The following is a 14,383-nucleotide window of genomic DNA, read 5'->3' on the forward strand; positions in this document are numbered from 1 at the left end:
TCATCATGGAAATCAGTCTGTTGCAGGCATTTGCGTTGGGCATTATCGCCTTTATCGCTGGCCTGGATATGTTTAACGGCTTAACCCATATGCACCGCCCGGTGGTTCTCGGCCCGTTGGTCGGGCTGGTACTTGGCGATCTGCATACCGGTATTTTAACCGGCGGTACGCTGGAACTGGTGTGGATGGGGCTGGCCCCGCTGGCGGGCGCACAGCCGCCTAACGTGATTATCGGTACTATCGTCGGCACGGCGTTTGCCATTACTACTGGCGTGAAACCCGATGTCGCGGTCGGTGTCGCCGTACCTTTCGCTGTTGCAGTACAGATGGGGATTACCTTCCTGTTCTCGGTGATGTCCGGCGTGATGTCCCGCTGCGACCGGATGGCGGAGAACGCCGATACTCGCGGCATTGAACGCGTGAACTATCTGGCACTGCTGGCACTCGGCACTTTCTATTTTCTCTGCGCTTTCCTGCCTATCTACTTCGGCGCGGAACATGCAAAAACCATCATTGATGTCCTGCCGCAACGATTAATTGATGGCCTCGGCGTCGCGGGCGGCATCATGCCAGCAATCGGTTTTGCCGTGCTGCTGAAAATCATGATGAAAAACGTCTACATCCCCTACTTCATCCTGGGCTTTGTTGCCGCAGCCTGGCTCAAGTTACCGGTGCTGGCTATTGCTGCCGCTGCGCTGGCGATGGCGCTGATCGACCTGCTGCGTAAATCTCCTGAACCGACTCAACCTGCGGCACAGAAAGAGGAATTTGAAGATGGCATCTAATCAAACCACCCTGCCGAACGTCAGCGAAAATGAAGAAACACTGCTGACTGGCGTCAATGAAAACGTGTATGAAGATCAGAGCATTGGCGCAGAGCTGACGAAAAAAGATATCAACCGCGTCGCCTGGCGCTCCATGCTGTTACAAGCGTCTTTCAACTACGAACGTATGCAGGCTTCCGGCTGGTTGTACGGTCTGCTGCCTGCTCTGAAAAAGATCCACACTAATAAACGGGACCTGGCGCGCGCCATGAAGGGGCATATGGGTTTCTTCAATACCCATCCGTTTCTGGTGACGTTTGTTATCGGCATTATCCTTGCGATGGAGCGTTCTAAGCAGGACGTTAACAGTATTCAGAGCACCAAAATTGCCGTCGGTGCGCCGCTCGGCGGGATTGGCGATGCGATGTTCTGGCTAACGCTACTGCCGATTTGTGGCGGGATAGGCGCAAGCCTCGCGCTACAAGGCTCTATTCTTGGCGCTGTCGTCTTTATTGTGCTGTTCAACGTGGTGCACCTGGGGCTGCGTTTTGGTCTGGCGCATTATGCTTACCGCATGGGCGTGGCGGCTATTCCACTCATTAAAGCAAATACCAAAAAAGTCGGCCATGCGGCGTCTATCGTTGGGATGACGGTGATCGGCGCGCTGGTGGCAACCTATGTTCGTTTAAGCACCACGCTGGAAATCACGGCGGGCGACGCAGTGGTTAAGTTACAGGCTGATGTTATCGACAAACTGATGCCTGCCTTCTTACCGCTGGTCTACACCCTGACCATGTTCTGGCTGGTACGCCGCGGCTGGAGTCCGCTGCGCCTGATTGCAGTGACAGTGGTTCTCGGCATCGTCGGTAAATTCTGCCATTTCCTTTAAATACAATGAGGTATTAGATGTTAAGTATTATTTTGACAGGGCATGGCGGATTTGCCAGCGGCATGGAAAAAGCAATGAAGCAAATCCTCGGCGAGCAATCGCAGTTTATCGCCATCGATTTTCCAGAAACCTCAAGCACCGCGCTGCTTACATCGCAGCTTGAAGAGGCCATCGCCCAACTGGATTGTGAAGACGGCATTGTTTTTCTGACGGATTTGCTGGGCGGCACGCCGTTTCGCGTAGCTTCAACGCTGGCGATGCAAAAACCGGGCTGTGAAGTGATCACCGGCACAAATTTGCAACTATTACTGGAAATGGTGCTGGAACGCGAAGGGTTAAGCGGTGAAGAGTTCCGTGTGCAGGCGCTGGAGTGTGGACACCGTGGGCTAACCAGTCTGGTGGACGAACTTGGTCGCTGCCATGAGGAATGTCCGGTCGAGGAAGGAATATGACACACGTTCTGCGCGCCAGAAGGCTGCTGACTGAAGAGGGATGGCTCGATGACCATCAGTTGCGTATTGCTGACGGTGTAATCGCAGCAATCGAACCGATTCCAGTGGGCGTGACTGAACGCGATGCGGAACTGCTCTGCCCCGCTTACATCGACACCCATGTACACGGTGGTGCGGGCGTTGATGTAATGGATGACGCGCCGGATGCGCTCGACAAGCTGGCAATGCACAAGGCACGCGAAGGTGTCGGCAGTTGGTTACCGACCACCGTAACCGCGCCGCTTAATACCATTCATGCGGCGCTGAAACGTATTGCTCTACGCTGCCAGCGCGGTGGGCCTGGTGCGCAAGTGCTGGGGAGTTATCTCGAAGGACCGTACTTCACGCCGCAGAATAAAGGCGCACATCCGCCGGAGCTGTTTCGCGAGCTGGAAATTGCCGAGCTGGATCAATTGATTGCCGTTTCTCAGCAGACCTTACGCGTGGTAGCGCTGGCACCAGAAAAAGAAGGGGCATTGCAGGCCATCCGCCATCTTAAACAGCAAAACGTACGGGTGATGCTGGGGCATAGCGCGGCGACCTGGCAACAAACCCGTGCCGCGTTTGATGCTGGTGCCGACGGCCTGGTGCATTGCTATAACGGGATGACAGGTTTACATCACCGCGAACCGGGAATGGTTGGCGCGGGATTAACGGACAAGCGCGCCTGGCTGGAACTGATAGCCGATGGTCATCATGTACATCCGGCGGCAATGTCGCTCTGTTGTTGCTGTGCGAAAGAGAGGATCGTACTGATCACCGACGCGATGCAGGCAGCCGGGATGCCGGATGGTCACTATACGTTATGTGGTGAAGAAGTGCAGATGCACGGTGGCATTGTCCGTACCGCGTTCGGTGGGCTGGCGGGCAGTACGCTGTCTGTCGATGCGGCAGTGCGCAACATGGTCGAGTTGACGGGCGTAACGCCTGCGGAAGCCATCCATATGGCGTCGCTGCATCCGGCGCGAATGCTGGGTGTTGATGGTGTTCTGGGATCGCTTAAACCGGGCAAACGCGCCAGCGTCGTTGCGCTGGATAGCGGGCTGCATGTGCAACAAATCTGGATTCAGGGTCAATTAGCTTCGTTTTGATGGTTTGCTCCTTTATTAGGCCTTCACTTCCCCCGTAAGGCCTTTCTTTTTCTTTCTTTTTGATCTGTGCAGCGGTGTCGGATGCGACGCTAATGCGCCTTATCCGACCTACGGTTGGTGACCGTAAGGCCGGATAAAGTATTTACGCCGCATCCAGCAATCCCTTTTACTTCCCTTGTCTTTTCTTTCAACGATCACAGATTTCGTTTTATTTCCTTTTTCTCCATTGAACTTTCAGTTTCTTTTCTATAGATTTTAACCAACGAAAGAAATCACCAAGTGAAATGAAACGAAAGGCAAGCGAAAGCGACAACGCCGACGTCAAGTTCATCAGACTAAGGATTGAGTTATGCCAGAAAATTACACCCCTGCTGCTGCCGCAACCGGTACATGGACTGAAGAAGAGATCCGCCATCAGCCTCGCGCATGGATCCGTTCACTCACCAACATTGACGCGCTACGTTCCGCGCTCAATAACTTCCTTGAACCGTTACTGCGCAAAGAGAATCTGCAAATCATCCTGACCGGAGCCGGAACATCGGCATTTATCGGTGACATCATCGCGCCGTGGCTCGCCAGCCATACCGGTAAAAACTTCAGCGCCGTACCAACCACCGATCTGGTCACCAATCCAATGGACTACCTGAACCCAGCTCATCCGCTACTGTTGATCTCCTTCGGTCGCTCCGGCAACAGCCCGGAAAGCGTCGCCGCCGTGGAACTGGCAAATCAATTTGTACCAGAATGCTATCACCTGCCGATCACCTGCAACGAAGCGGGCGCTCTTTACCAAAACGCGATCAACAGCGACAACGCGTTTGCCCTGCTGATGCCCGCAGAAACGCACGATCGCGGCTTTGCGATGACCAGCAGCATTACCACCATGATGGCCAGCTGCCTCGCGGTTTTCGCACCTGAGACGATCAACAGCCAAACCTTCCGCGACGTGGCGGATCGTTGCCAGGCGATCCTGACCTCACTGGGCGATTTCAGCGAAGGTGTGTTTGGTTACGCACCGTGGAAACGGATCGTTTATCTCGGCAGCGGTGGCTTACAGGGCGCAGCACGCGAGTCGGCGCTGAAAGTGCTGGAACTGACAGCGGGTAAACTGGCGGCCTTCTATGATTCCCCGACCGGATTCCGTCATGGCCCGAAATCGCTGGTCGATGACGAAACGCTGGTAGTGGTGTTTGTCTCCAGTCACCCTTACACCCGTCAGTACGATCTTGACCTGCTGGCAGAACTCCGCCGTGACAACCAGGCAATGCGCGTGATCGCCATCACCGCTGAAAGCAACGACGTTATCGCCGCTGGCCCGCATATCATCCTGCCGCCGTCCCGTCACTTTATCGACGTTGAACAAGCATTTTGCTTCCTGATGTACGCCCAGACGTTTGCACTGATGCAGTCGCTGCACATGGGCAATACGCCGGATACCCCATCAGCCAGTGGCACCGTAAACCGCGTGGTGCAAGGCGTAACTATTCATCCGTGGCAGGCATAAGAGGATCGCATTATGAGCATTATCTCCACCAAATATCTGTTACAGGACGCCCAGGCCAATGGCTACGCGGTGCCTGCCTTTAACATCCATAACGCCGAGACGATCCAGGCGATCCTCGAAGTGTGCAGTGAAATGCGATCGCCGGTGATCCTCGCCGGGACACCAGGTACCTTTAAGCATATCGCGCTGGAAGAGATCTACGCCCTGTGTAGCGCCTATTCCACGACCTATAACATGCCGCTGGCACTGCATCTCGACCACCACGAATCGCTGGATGATATTCGCCGTAAAGTCCACGCAGGCGTGCGCAGCGCGATGATCGACGGCAGCCACTTCCCGTTTGCCGAGAACGTGAAGCTGGTGAAATCGGTTGTCGACTTCTGCCACTCCCGGGATTGCAGCGTGGAAGCAGAACTGGGCCGCCTCGGCGGTGTTGAAGATGACATGAGCGTTGACGCCGAAAGTGCATTCCTGACCGATCCACAAGAAGCTAAACGCTTTGTCGAACTGACTGGCGTCGACAGCCTGGCGGTAGCGATTGGTACGGCGCACGGCTTATACAGCAAAACGCCGAAGATTGATTTCCAGCGGCTGGCGGAAATTCGTGAAGTGGTGGATGTTCCTCTGGTGCTGCATGGTGCCAGCGATGTCCCGGATGAATTTGTCCGTCGCACTATTGAACTCGGTGTAACAAAAGTGAACGTTGCCACAGAATTAAAAATAGCCTTCGCTGGCGCGGTTAAAGCCTGGTTTGCGGAAAATCCGCAGGGTAATGATCCTCGTTATTATATGCGCGTCGGAATGGATGCGATGAAAGAAGTGGTCAGAAATAAAATTAATGTCTGTGGTTCAGCGAATCGAATTTCAGCATAATCATTAATTTTATACGTTTTTTCAGAATGCACTGCCCGATTAATATCGGGTAGTACCTTAATGGCAAAGGAGATAACCAAACATTAATAAATACATCAGTACAATATCGCAACAATAATATATTTAAAAATATTATATTATTCAACTTTATGGTGAGGATTACACAATGAGCAGTCCAAATATTCTCTTAACCCGTATTGATAACCGTCTGGTTCACGGTCAGGTTGGCGTGACCTGGACATCCACCATCGGTGCGAATCTGTTGGTAGTCGTGGATGATGTTGTCGCTAACGATGATATTCAACAGAAATTAATGGGTATTACCGCAGAAACCTACGGCTTTGGCATTCGTTTCTTTACTATCGAAAAAACCATTAACGTCATCGGCAAAGCTGCACCACATCAGAAGATCTTCCTGATTTGCCGTACGCCACAAACGGTACGTAAATTGGTAGAAGGTGGTATTGACCTGAAAGATGTCAACGTCGGCAATATGCATTTCTCGGAAGGGAAAAAGCAAATCAGCAGTAAAGTTTATGTCGATGACCAGGATCTCACGGACTTACGTTATATTAAACAACGTGGCGTGAATGTTTTCATTCAGGACGTTCCTGGCGATCAAAAAGAACAAATCCCTGACTAAATCTGAAATCGCCTTAATATTGGTTTGAGGTAATAAAAATGCATGAAATAACCCTACTCCAGGGATTATCCCTGGCGGCGTTAGTTTTCGTTCTGGGGATTGATTTTTGGCTGGAAGCCTTATTTTTATTCCGCCCGATAATCGTTTGTACCCTTACAGGTGCTATTCTCGGTGATATTCAGACTGGCTTAATTACCGGAGGCCTGACAGAGTTGGCTTTCGCCGGATTAACCCCTGCAGGTGGTGTTCAGCCGCCCAACCCTATTATGGCGGGTCTGATGACCACCGTCATTGCATGGTCTACGGGCGTTGATGCCAAAACGGCAATTGGTCTTGGCCTGCCGTTTAGTTTGTTAATGCAGTACGTCATTCTGTTCTTCTATTCCGCTTTCTCATTATTTATGACCAAAGCCGATAAATGCGCGAAAGAGGCGGATACGGCAGCGTTTTCCCGACTTAACTGGACAACGATGCTCATCGTCGCTTCAGCGTATGCGGTGATTGCTTTCCTCTGTACTTACCTGGCACAAGGGGCGATGCAGGCGCTGGTGAAAGCGATGCCCGCCTGGCTGACCCACGGCTTTGAAGTGGCTGGCGGTATTCTGCCTGCCGTTGGTTTTGGCTTGCTGCTGCGCGTGATGTTCAAAGCGCAATATATCCCTTACCTGATCGCCGGTTTCCTGTTTGTTTGCTACATCCAGGTCAGCAACCTGTTGCCGGTTGCCGTGCTGGGCGCAGGCTTTGCGGTGTATGAGTTTTTCAATGCGAAATCCCGGCAGCAAGCGCAACCGCAGCCCGTTGCCAGTAAAAATGAAGAAGAGGACTACAGCAATGGGATCTGAAATCAGTAAAAAAGATATCACCCGTCTGGGCTTTCGTTCGTCACTGCTACAAGCAAGCTTTAACTACGAAAGGATGCAGGCGGGCGGTTTTACCTGGGCGATGTTGCCGATCCTGAAAAAGATTTATAAGGACGACAAACCGGGCCTAAGCGCGGCGATGAAAGATAACCTCGAATTTATTAATACCCACCCTAATCTGGTCGGATTTCTGATGGGGTTATTAATTTCGATGGAAGAAAAAGGAGAAAACCGCGACACCATTAAAGGCCTCAAAGTGGCACTGTTTGGCCCAATCGCCGGGATTGGCGATGCGATTTTCTGGTTTACTTTGTTGCCGATTATGGCGGGGATTTGCTCATCGTTTGCCAGTCAGGGGAACCTGTTGGGACCGATTTTGTTTTTCGCCGTTTACCTGCTTATCTTTTTCCTGCGCGTCGGCTGGACCCACGTCGGTTATTCAGTCGGCGTGAAGGCTATTGATAAAGTGCGAGAGAACTCGCAGATGATTGCCCGTTCGGCAACCATCCTCGGGATCACAGTAATCGGCGGGCTGATCGCTTCGTATGTGCATATTAACGTGGTGACATCGTTTGCCATCGACAGTACCCACAGCGTCGCGCTGCAGCAGGATTTCTTCGATAAAGTCTTCCCGAATATTTTACCGATGGCCTACACCCTGCTGATGTATTACTTCCTGCGGGTGAAAAAAGCGCATCCGGTGCTGTTAATCGGCGTGACGTTTGTTCTTTCTATTGTTTGTTCTGCATTCGGCATTTTGTAAATGGAACGAGGCACCGCGTCTGGCGGTGCCTCTTTACTTAAGGAATTTCATCCTGTGCAAACCCTTCAACAAGTTGAAAACTATACGGCGTTAAGTGAACGTGCCAGCGAATATTTATTGGCCGTGATCCGTAGCAAACCGGATGCCGTGATTTGCCTGGCGACCGGAGCCACGCCATTACTGACGTATCATTATTTGGTAGAAAAAATCCACCAGCAGCAGGTTGATGTCAGCCAGCTCACCTTCGTGAAGCTCGACGAATGGGTGGATCTGCCATTAACGATGCCTGGTACCTGCGAAACTTTCCTTCAACAGCATATCGTGCAGCCGCTGGGGCTACGTGAAGACCAGCTCATCAGCTTTCACTCCGAAGAGATAAATGAGACAGAGTGCGAACGGGTAACGAACCTGATTGCGCGCAAAGGCGGTCTGGACTTATGCGTTCTCGGATTGGGGAAAAACGGTCATCTTGGGCTGAACGAACCGGGAGAAAGCCTGCAACCGGCCTGCCATATCAGTCAACTTGATGCCAGAACACAGCAACATGAGATGTTAAAAACCGCTGACCGTCCCGTGACTCGTGGGATCACCTTAGGCCTGAAGGATATTCTCAATGCCCGCGAAGTTTTGTTACTGATAACTGGCGAAGGAAAACAGGATGCGACAGAACGTTTTCTCACGGCTAAAGTCTCCACCGCTATCCCGGCTTCATTTTTATGGCTGCATAACCATTTCACATGCGTGATTGATGAAATGTGTCGTCGTTAACTCGCCTGGTACAGGCGTTGCAGCGCTATTCCTGCTGCGACGCCTGTAATCACTCTCCCTGCTGCTCCAGCGCATACTTATACAGCGCATTTTTCTTCACGCCGTGAATTTCTGCGGCCAGCGCCGCCGCTTTTTTCAGCGGCAGTTCTGCCTGTAACAGCGCCAGCGTGCGCAGGGCATCAGCAGGCAGGTCATCTTCCTGCGCTTTATGGCCTTCGACAATCAGCACCATTTCGCCTTTGCGACGGTTTTCATCTTCTTTTACCCACGCCAGCAGCTCGCCAACGGGCGCGCCGTGAATGGTTTCCCAGGTTTTGGTTAGCTCACGCGCCAGAACCACGTAACGGGATTCGCCTAATACCGCAACAATATCTTCCAGGCTATCTAACAGACGGTGGGTAGATTCATAAAAAATCAGCGTGCGCGGCTCCGCTTCAATAGCTTTTAGCGCATCACGGCGGCCTTTTGATTTGGCAGGTAAAAAGCCTTCATAACAAAAACGATCGGATGGTAAACCCGCGGCGCTTAACGCAGTGATAGCAGCACACGGCCCTGGTAGCGGCACCACGCGAATCCCCGCTTCACGACAGGTACGCACCAGATGGTAGCCAGGATCGTTAATTAGCGGCGTTCCGGCATCGGAAACCAGCGCAATGTTTTGCCCCTCTTGCAGCTTCGCCAGCAGCGTTTCGGCTTTTTGTTGTTCGTTATGATCGTGCAGCGCAAACAACCGGGCATTAATCCCAAAATGTTGCAGCAATAAACCGGTGTGACGCGTATCCTCGGCGGCAATCAGATCAACGGCCTGTAATACCTCTAATGCACGCTGGGTGATATCCGCCAGATTGCCGATTGGCGTCGGTACAATGTAAAGCTGCCCCTGAGAATTATCCGCCGATTGGTGTTGTTTCATTGTGTCGTCCGTATTGCCGATTTAATATTGAGCATTGCGTAAAAAAAATATCACTGGATACATTATGGTACCCTCAACATTTTCTCGTTTGAAAGCCGCGCGTTGTCTGCCTGTTGTTTTGGCAGCCCTGATTTTCGCCGGTTGTGGCACCCATACTCCCGATCAGTCCACTGCTTATATGCAGGGCACGGCGCAGGCTGATTCTGCTTTTTACCTGCAACAGATGCAGCAAAGTTCTGATGATACCAGGATCAACTGGCAATTACTCGCCATTCGTGCACTGGTGAAAGAAGGTAAAACCGGGCAGGCGGTTGAGTTGGTTAACCAACTACCGCAAGAACTGAATGATAATCAGCGTCGCGAGAAAACACTGCTGGCGGCAGAGATTAAACTGGCGCAGAAAGATTTTGCTGGCGCGCAAAACTTGCTGGCGAAAATCACACCTGCCGATTTAGAACAAAACCAGCAAGCCCGTTACTGGCAGGCAAAAATCGATGCCAGCCAGGGGCGTCCTTCCATTGATTTACTGCGCGCGTTAATTGCTCAGGAACCGCTGCTCGGTGCGAAAGAAAAGCAGCAGAATATTGACGCCACATGGCAGGCGCTCTCCTCCATGACTCAGGAGCAGGCGAATACGCTGGTGATCAACGCCGACGAAAATATTCTGCAAGGCTGGCTGGATTTGCAGCGCGTCTGGTTTGATAACCGTAACGATCCTGACATGATGAAAGCTGGGATCGCCGACTGGCAGAAACGTTATCCGAACAACCCGGGCGCGAAAATGCTGCCAACGCAGTTGGTTAACGTAAAAGCGTTTAAACCAGCATCGACCAACAAAATCGCCCTGCTGTTGCCGCTGAATGGCCAGGCAGCGGTATTTGGTCGCACTATTCAGCAAGGCTTTGAAGCGGCGAAAAATATCGGCACTCAGCCAGTGGCGGCCCAGGTAGCTGCCGCACCTGCCGCAGACGTAGCAGAACAACCTCAGCCGCAAACCGTGGATGGCGTTGCCAGCCCGGCACAAGCTTCGGTTAGCGATCTGACCGGTGAACAGCCTGCGGCCCAGCCGGTACCTGTAAGCGCCCCGGCGACAAGCACCGCAGCGGTAAACGCACCCGCAAATCCATCCGCAGAGCTGAAAATCTACGATACCTCATCACAACCACTTAGCCAGATCTTAAGCCAGGTTCAGCAGGATGGTGCGAGTATTGTGGTCGGTCCGTTGCTGAAAAATAACGTTGAAGAGTTGCTGAAGAGCAACACCCCGCTGAACGTGCTGGCACTGAACCAGCCGGAGAATATCGAAAACCGCGTCAATATTTGTTACTTCGCGCTTTCGCCAGAAGACGAAGCGCGCGATGCAGCGCGTCATATTCGTGACCAGGGTAAACAAGCGCCGCTGGTGCTGATCCCGCGCAGTTCATTGGGCGATCGCGTAGCCAATGCGTTTGCGCAAGAGTGGCAGAAACTGGGTGGCGGCACCGTTCTGCAACAAAAATTTGGTTCCACCAGCGAATTACGCGCGGGTGTTAACGGCGGTTCTGGTATTGCTTTAACGGGTAGCCCGATTACTCCCAGAGCGACAACCGACTCCGGCATGACGACCAACAATCCAACGCTGCAAACCACGCCAACCGATGACCAGTTCACCAATAATGGCGGTCGTGTCGATGCGGTGTACATTGTGGCAACGCCGGGTGAAATCGCTTTTATCAAACCGATGATCGCCATGCGTAACGGTAGCCAGAGCGGTGCAACGCTGTACGCCAGTTCCCGCAGTGCGCAAGGGACCGCTGGCCCGGATTTCCGCCTGGAGATGGAAGGCTTGCAGTACAGCGAAATCCCGATGCTGGCAGGCGGTAATCTGCCGTTAATGCAGCAGGCGCTCAGCGCGGTGAACAACGATTATTCGCTGGCTCGCATGTATGCGATGGGTGTCGATGCCTGGTCGTTGGCAAATCATTTCTCACAAATGCGCCAGGTTCAGGGTTTTGAAATCAACGGTAATACCGGAAGCCTGACGGCAAGCCCGGATTGCGTGATTAACAGGAAGTTATCATGGCTACAGTACCAACAAGGTCAGGTAGTCCCCGCCAGTTAACCACCAAACAGACCGGCGATGCGTGGGAAGCACAAGCGCGTCGCTGGCTGGAAGGCAAAGGACTACGGTTTATCGCCGCTAACGTGAACGAGCGTGGCGGCGAGATCGATCTGATAATGCGTGAAGGCCGGACCACCGTTTTTATCGAGGTGCGTTACCGCCGCTCTGCGCTTTATGGCGGCGCGGCAGCCAGTGTGACCCGCAGCAAACAACACAAATTATTACAGACTGCCCGTTTGTGGCTCGCGCGTCATAATGGGAGTTTTGATACTGTGGATTGCCGGTTCGATGTGGTAGCCTTCACCGGGAATGAGGTTGAGTGGATTAAGGATGCCTTTAATGACCACTCATAATTAAGGTTTAAGGATTAGCGTGCAAGAAAGAATTAAAGCTTGCTTCACTGAAAGCATTCAAACTCAAATTGCGGCGGCAGAGGCGCTTCCGGATGCCATCTCCCGTGCAGCCATGACGCTGGTTCAGTCTCTGCTCAATGGCAACAAAATCCTCTGTTGTGGTAATGGAACTTCCGCTGCCAATGCACAGCATTTTGCTGCCAGCATGATCAACCGTTTCGAAACGGAGCGGCCCAGCTTACCTGCCATTGCACTAAATACTGATAATGTTGTCTTAACGGCAATTGCCAACGATCGCTTACATGATGAAGTGTATGCAAAACAGGTGCGGGCGCTGGGTCATGCGGGAGATGTATTGTTAGCCATTTCCACCCGTGGCAACAGCCGCGATATTGTAAAAGCGGTAGAAGCTGCCGTTACGCGTGATATGACCATTGTGGCATTAACCGGCTATGACGGCGGTGAACTTGCAGGTTTGTTAGGGCCACAGGATGTGGAGATCCGCATTCCTTCGCATCGTAGTGCTCGCATTCAGGAAATGCATATGCTGACGGTAAATTGCCTGTGCGATCTGATCGATAACACGCTTTTCCCTCACCAGGATGTTTAAGGAGAATACATGAAGGCATTATCGCCAATCGCAGTCCTTATTTCCGCGCTGCTGTTGCAAGGTTGTGTTGCCGCTGCCGTAGTGGGTACTGCTGCTGTGGGTACCAAAGCCGCAACTGACCCACGCAGTGTCGGCACCCAGGTAGACGATGGTACCTTGGAAGTGCGCGTGAACAGCGCATTGTCGAAAGACGAACAAATTAAGAAAGAAGCGCGCATTAATGTAACGGCCTATCAGGGCAAAGTGCTGCTGGTTGGGCAGTCACCAAACGCTGAACTTTCGGCTCGCGCCAAACAGATTGCTATGGGCGTAGACGGTGCCAACGAAGTGTATAACGAGATTCGTCAGGGCCAGCCGATTGGTCTGGGCGAAGCGTCTAACGATACGTGGATCACCACCAAAGTACGTTCGCAGCTGTTAACCAGCGACCTGGTGAAATCGTCCAACGTGAAAGTGACCACCGAAAACGGTGAAGTGTTCCTGATGGGGCTGGTGACTGAACGTGAAGCGAAAGCGGCGGCAGATATTGCCAGCCGGGTAAGCGGCGTGAAGCGGGTAACTACGGCGTTTACGTTTATTAAATAGCAGCCCTTGTAATGCCTGATGCGACGCTTGCAGCGTCTTATCAGGCCTACAACGATGCAAACCGTAGGTCGGATAAGGCGTTTACGCCGCATCCGACATGTTTTCCCTCAAATCAAACCAACAGCGCCAGCCCGCCGACAATCACACCAGACACTGCCACCATCGCCCCCGTCAGCCATAAGGCTTTCGCCGGGAACGCTTTGCGCAGCATAATCAGTGACGGCAAACTCACCGCCGGGAGCGTCATCAACAATGCCAGCGCCGGAGCAGTTCCCATACCTGCCAGCATCATCGTTTGTACAATCGGAATTTCTGCTGCCGTGGGAATGACAAACAAGCATCCTGCCACCGCCATCGCCACCACCCACATCAGGCTGTTATCGACAGCACCATCGGCATGGGGGAATAACCAGACGCGAGCGGCACCCAACACCAGTACTGCAAGGATGTAAACCGGGATCGTACTCCAGAAAAGCGTCCATAGCGCCCTGCCCCAGCGGCTAAAAAATCCTCCCTGTGCTTCCGGTATATCAATTTCGACCGGTGCCTGCGTTTGCGGTGTTTCACGCACCCATTTTTGCACCAGCGTCGCAATCAGCAACACCATCACCAGCCCCGCCACCAGACGAATCGCCGCAAAACCCCAGCCGAGGACGAACCCCATAAACACCAGCGTCGCCGGGTTTAACAACGGATTCCCCATCCAGAATGCCAGCGCACCGCCCATCGACACCTGTTGGCGACGCATTCCCGCCGCGACCGGAGCCGCACAGCAGGTACACATCATACCCGGCAGCGAAAACAGCGTTCCCAGCAGCGTGCCGCGAAAGCGCGATTGCCCAAGCGTACGCAACAACCAGTCACGCGGGATCAGTACCTGAATCAACGAACCGAGGATCACCCCCAGCACCGCCGCTTTCCATACCGCGAGGAAATAGATCATCGCGTAATCCAACGCCGCCTGCCACGGATTAGCATCCGCCTGCGCAAGGATAGATTTACCGATACTGTGGGTTTCGGCAGCAGTAAACGCTTTGCCGTAGTAAGGTTGCCATTTCACATACCAGAGACCGGCAATGACAACGAGAAAGAAAAGCGCGGGTTTCCACCACTGAATGGGCGTTGCCGCCTGAGATGAAGACTGACCAGTCATAGCATTCCCCAGGAATAAGTTA

16 protein-coding genes are annotated in these 14,383 nt (G+C 52.8%); 14 read left to right on the top strand and 2 right to left on the bottom strand.

What is annotated here, in order from left to right:
- Positions 1-5 precede the first annotated feature (5 nt).
- The 10 genes from agaW to ACJHX4_RS08320 all read left to right on the top strand — a co-directional run bounded on the left by agaW (position 6) and on the right by ACJHX4_RS08320 (position 8,646).
- Positions 6-785, top strand: coding sequence for a PTS N-acetylgalactosamine transporter subunit IIC (agaW, locus tag ACJHX4_RS08275; protein WP_000406214.1), 780 nt, complete (start codon positions 6-8; stop codon positions 783-785).
- Entirely contained in the window at positions 775-1,653 is an 879-nt protein-coding gene (gene agaE / locus ACJHX4_RS08280; RefSeq protein WP_001295548.1) for a PTS N-acetylgalactosamine transporter subunit IID, read from the top strand. Before agaW ends, agaE begins: the two co-directional genes overlap by 11 nt.
- Positions 1,654-1,670: 17 nt before the next feature.
- Positions 1,671-2,105 (top strand): PTS galactosamine/N-acetylgalactosamine transporter subunit IIA, encoded by a 435-nt coding sequence (gene agaF, locus ACJHX4_RS08285; protein ID WP_000948824.1) that lies wholly within the window; start codon positions 1,671-1,673, stop codon positions 2,103-2,105.
- The gene (nagA, locus tag ACJHX4_RS08290; protein ID WP_001296436.1) at positions 2,102-3,235 is read left to right on the top strand and encodes an N-acetylglucosamine-6-phosphate deacetylase; all 1,134 of its coding nucleotides are present in this window, start codon (positions 2,102-2,104) and stop codon (positions 3,233-3,235) included. Before agaF ends, nagA begins: the two co-directional genes overlap by 4 nt.
- A 349-nt stretch (positions 3,236-3,584) precedes the next feature.
- A complete protein-coding gene (locus tag ACJHX4_RS08295) occupies positions 3,585-4,739 on the top strand; it encodes an AgaS family sugar isomerase (RefSeq protein ID WP_001114864.1) in 1,155 nt (384 codons plus the stop codon).
- Between the two features lie 12 nt (positions 4,740-4,751).
- The gene (gene kbaY / locus ACJHX4_RS08300) at positions 4,752-5,612 is read left to right on the top strand and encodes a tagatose-bisphosphate aldolase subunit KbaY (RefSeq protein ID WP_000022771.1); all 861 of its coding nucleotides are present in this window, start codon (positions 4,752-4,754) and stop codon (positions 5,610-5,612) included.
- Between the two features lie 166 nt (positions 5,613-5,778).
- Positions 5,779-6,255: a PTS galactosamine transporter subunit IIB gene (gene agaB, locus ACJHX4_RS08305; protein ID WP_000098026.1), complete on the top strand. Its 477-nt coding sequence runs from the start codon at positions 5,779-5,781 to the stop codon at positions 6,253-6,255.
- 38 nt (positions 6,256-6,293) lie between these two features.
- Entirely contained in the window at positions 6,294-7,097 is an 804-nt protein-coding gene (gene agaC, locus ACJHX4_RS08310) for a PTS galactosamine transporter subunit IIC (RefSeq protein ID WP_000544489.1), read from the top strand.
- The gene (agaD, locus tag ACJHX4_RS08315; RefSeq protein ID WP_000534351.1) at positions 7,087-7,878 is read left to right on the top strand and encodes a PTS galactosamine transporter subunit IID; all 792 of its coding nucleotides are present in this window, start codon (positions 7,087-7,089) and stop codon (positions 7,876-7,878) included. The genes agaC and agaD overlap by 11 nt, the downstream gene beginning before the upstream one ends.
- A complete protein-coding gene (locus ACJHX4_RS08320) occupies positions 7,879-8,646 on the top strand; it encodes a galactosamine-6-phosphate isomerase (protein ID WP_012896857.1) in 768 nt (255 codons plus the stop codon). It begins immediately after the preceding gene.
- 49 nt (positions 8,647-8,695) lie between these two features.
- Here the strand turns inward: ACJHX4_RS08320 and rsmI are convergent, their stop codons facing one another.
- A complete protein-coding gene (rsmI, locus tag ACJHX4_RS08325; protein ID WP_000809258.1) occupies positions 8,696-9,559 on the bottom strand; it encodes a 16S rRNA (cytidine(1402)-2'-O)-methyltransferase in 864 nt (287 codons plus the stop codon).
- Between the two features lie 64 nt (positions 9,560-9,623).
- Between rsmI and lpoA the strand changes: the two genes are divergently transcribed.
- From lpoA to dolP, 4 genes are read left to right on the top strand one after another with little or no spacing between them, the layout of a single operon-like run.
- Positions 9,624-11,660, top strand: coding sequence for a penicillin-binding protein activator LpoA (gene lpoA, locus ACJHX4_RS08330; RefSeq protein WP_000249175.1), 2,037 nt, complete (start codon positions 9,624-9,626; stop codon positions 11,658-11,660).
- Positions 11,618-12,013, top strand: a complete 396-nt coding sequence (locus tag ACJHX4_RS08335) for a YraN family protein (RefSeq protein ID WP_000246833.1) — start codon at positions 11,618-11,620, stop codon at positions 12,011-12,013. The genes lpoA and ACJHX4_RS08335 overlap by 43 nt, the downstream gene beginning before the upstream one ends.
- Before the next feature lie 19 nt (positions 12,014-12,032).
- On the top strand, positions 12,033-12,623 hold the full coding sequence (diaA, locus tag ACJHX4_RS08340) for a DnaA initiator-associating protein DiaA (RefSeq protein ID WP_001158035.1): 591 nt from the start codon (positions 12,033-12,035) through the stop codon (positions 12,621-12,623).
- A gap of 9 nt (positions 12,624-12,632) precedes the next feature.
- On the top strand, positions 12,633-13,208 hold the full coding sequence (dolP, locus tag ACJHX4_RS08345) for a division/outer membrane stress-associated lipid-binding lipoprotein (RefSeq protein WP_000646033.1): 576 nt from the start codon (positions 12,633-12,635) through the stop codon (positions 13,206-13,208).
- A gap of 112 nt (positions 13,209-13,320) precedes the next feature.
- Here the strand turns inward: dolP and ACJHX4_RS08350 are convergent, their stop codons facing one another.
- A complete protein-coding gene (locus tag ACJHX4_RS08350; RefSeq protein ID WP_000147602.1) occupies positions 13,321-14,361 on the bottom strand; it encodes a permease in 1,041 nt (346 codons plus the stop codon).
- Positions 14,362-14,383: the final 22 nt, after the last annotated feature.

The organism is Escherichia sp. WS2035 (genome assembly GCF_046487065.1).
In the GTDB taxonomy this organism is placed as follows: Bacteria; Pseudomonadota; Gammaproteobacteria; order Enterobacterales; family Enterobacteriaceae; genus Escherichia; species Escherichia coli.

What these genes read in the sequence shown, in the direction of transcription:
- agaW (WP_000406214.1), top strand. Translation starts at nt 6, where the DNA reads ATGGAAATCAGTCTGTTGCAGGCATTTGCGTTGGGCATTATCGCCTTT.
- agaE (WP_001295548.1), top strand. Translation starts at nt 775, where the DNA reads ATGGCATCTAATCAAACCACCCTGCCGAACGTCAGCGAAAATGAAGAA.
- agaF (WP_000948824.1), top strand. Translation starts at nt 1,671, where the DNA reads ATGTTAAGTATTATTTTGACAGGGCATGGCGGATTTGCCAGCGGCATG.
- nagA (WP_001296436.1), top strand. Translation starts at nt 2,102, where the DNA reads ATGACACACGTTCTGCGCGCCAGAAGGCTGCTGACTGAAGAGGGATGG.
- ACJHX4_RS08295 (WP_001114864.1), top strand. Translation starts at nt 3,585, where the DNA reads ATGCCAGAAAATTACACCCCTGCTGCTGCCGCAACCGGTACATGGACT.
- kbaY (WP_000022771.1), top strand. Translation starts at nt 4,752, where the DNA reads ATGAGCATTATCTCCACCAAATATCTGTTACAGGACGCCCAGGCCAAT.
- agaB (WP_000098026.1), top strand. Translation starts at nt 5,779, where the DNA reads ATGAGCAGTCCAAATATTCTCTTAACCCGTATTGATAACCGTCTGGTT.
- agaC (WP_000544489.1), top strand. Translation starts at nt 6,294, where the DNA reads ATGCATGAAATAACCCTACTCCAGGGATTATCCCTGGCGGCGTTAGTT.
- agaD (WP_000534351.1), top strand. Translation starts at nt 7,087, where the DNA reads ATGGGATCTGAAATCAGTAAAAAAGATATCACCCGTCTGGGCTTTCGT.
- ACJHX4_RS08320 (WP_012896857.1), top strand. Translation starts at nt 7,879, where the DNA reads ATGGAACGAGGCACCGCGTCTGGCGGTGCCTCTTTACTTAAGGAATTT.
- rsmI (WP_000809258.1), bottom strand. Translation starts at nt 9,559, where the DNA reads ATGAAACAACACCAATCGGCGGATAATTCTCAGGGGCAGCTTTACATT.
- lpoA (WP_000249175.1), top strand. Translation starts at nt 9,624, where the DNA reads ATGGTACCCTCAACATTTTCTCGTTTGAAAGCCGCGCGTTGTCTGCCT.
- ACJHX4_RS08335 (WP_000246833.1), top strand. Translation starts at nt 11,618, where the DNA reads ATGGCTACAGTACCAACAAGGTCAGGTAGTCCCCGCCAGTTAACCACC.
- dolP (WP_000646033.1), top strand. Translation starts at nt 12,633, where the DNA reads ATGAAGGCATTATCGCCAATCGCAGTCCTTATTTCCGCGCTGCTGTTG.
- ACJHX4_RS08350 (WP_000147602.1), bottom strand. Translation starts at nt 14,361, where the DNA reads ATGACTGGTCAGTCTTCATCTCAGGCGGCAACGCCCATTCAGTGGTGG.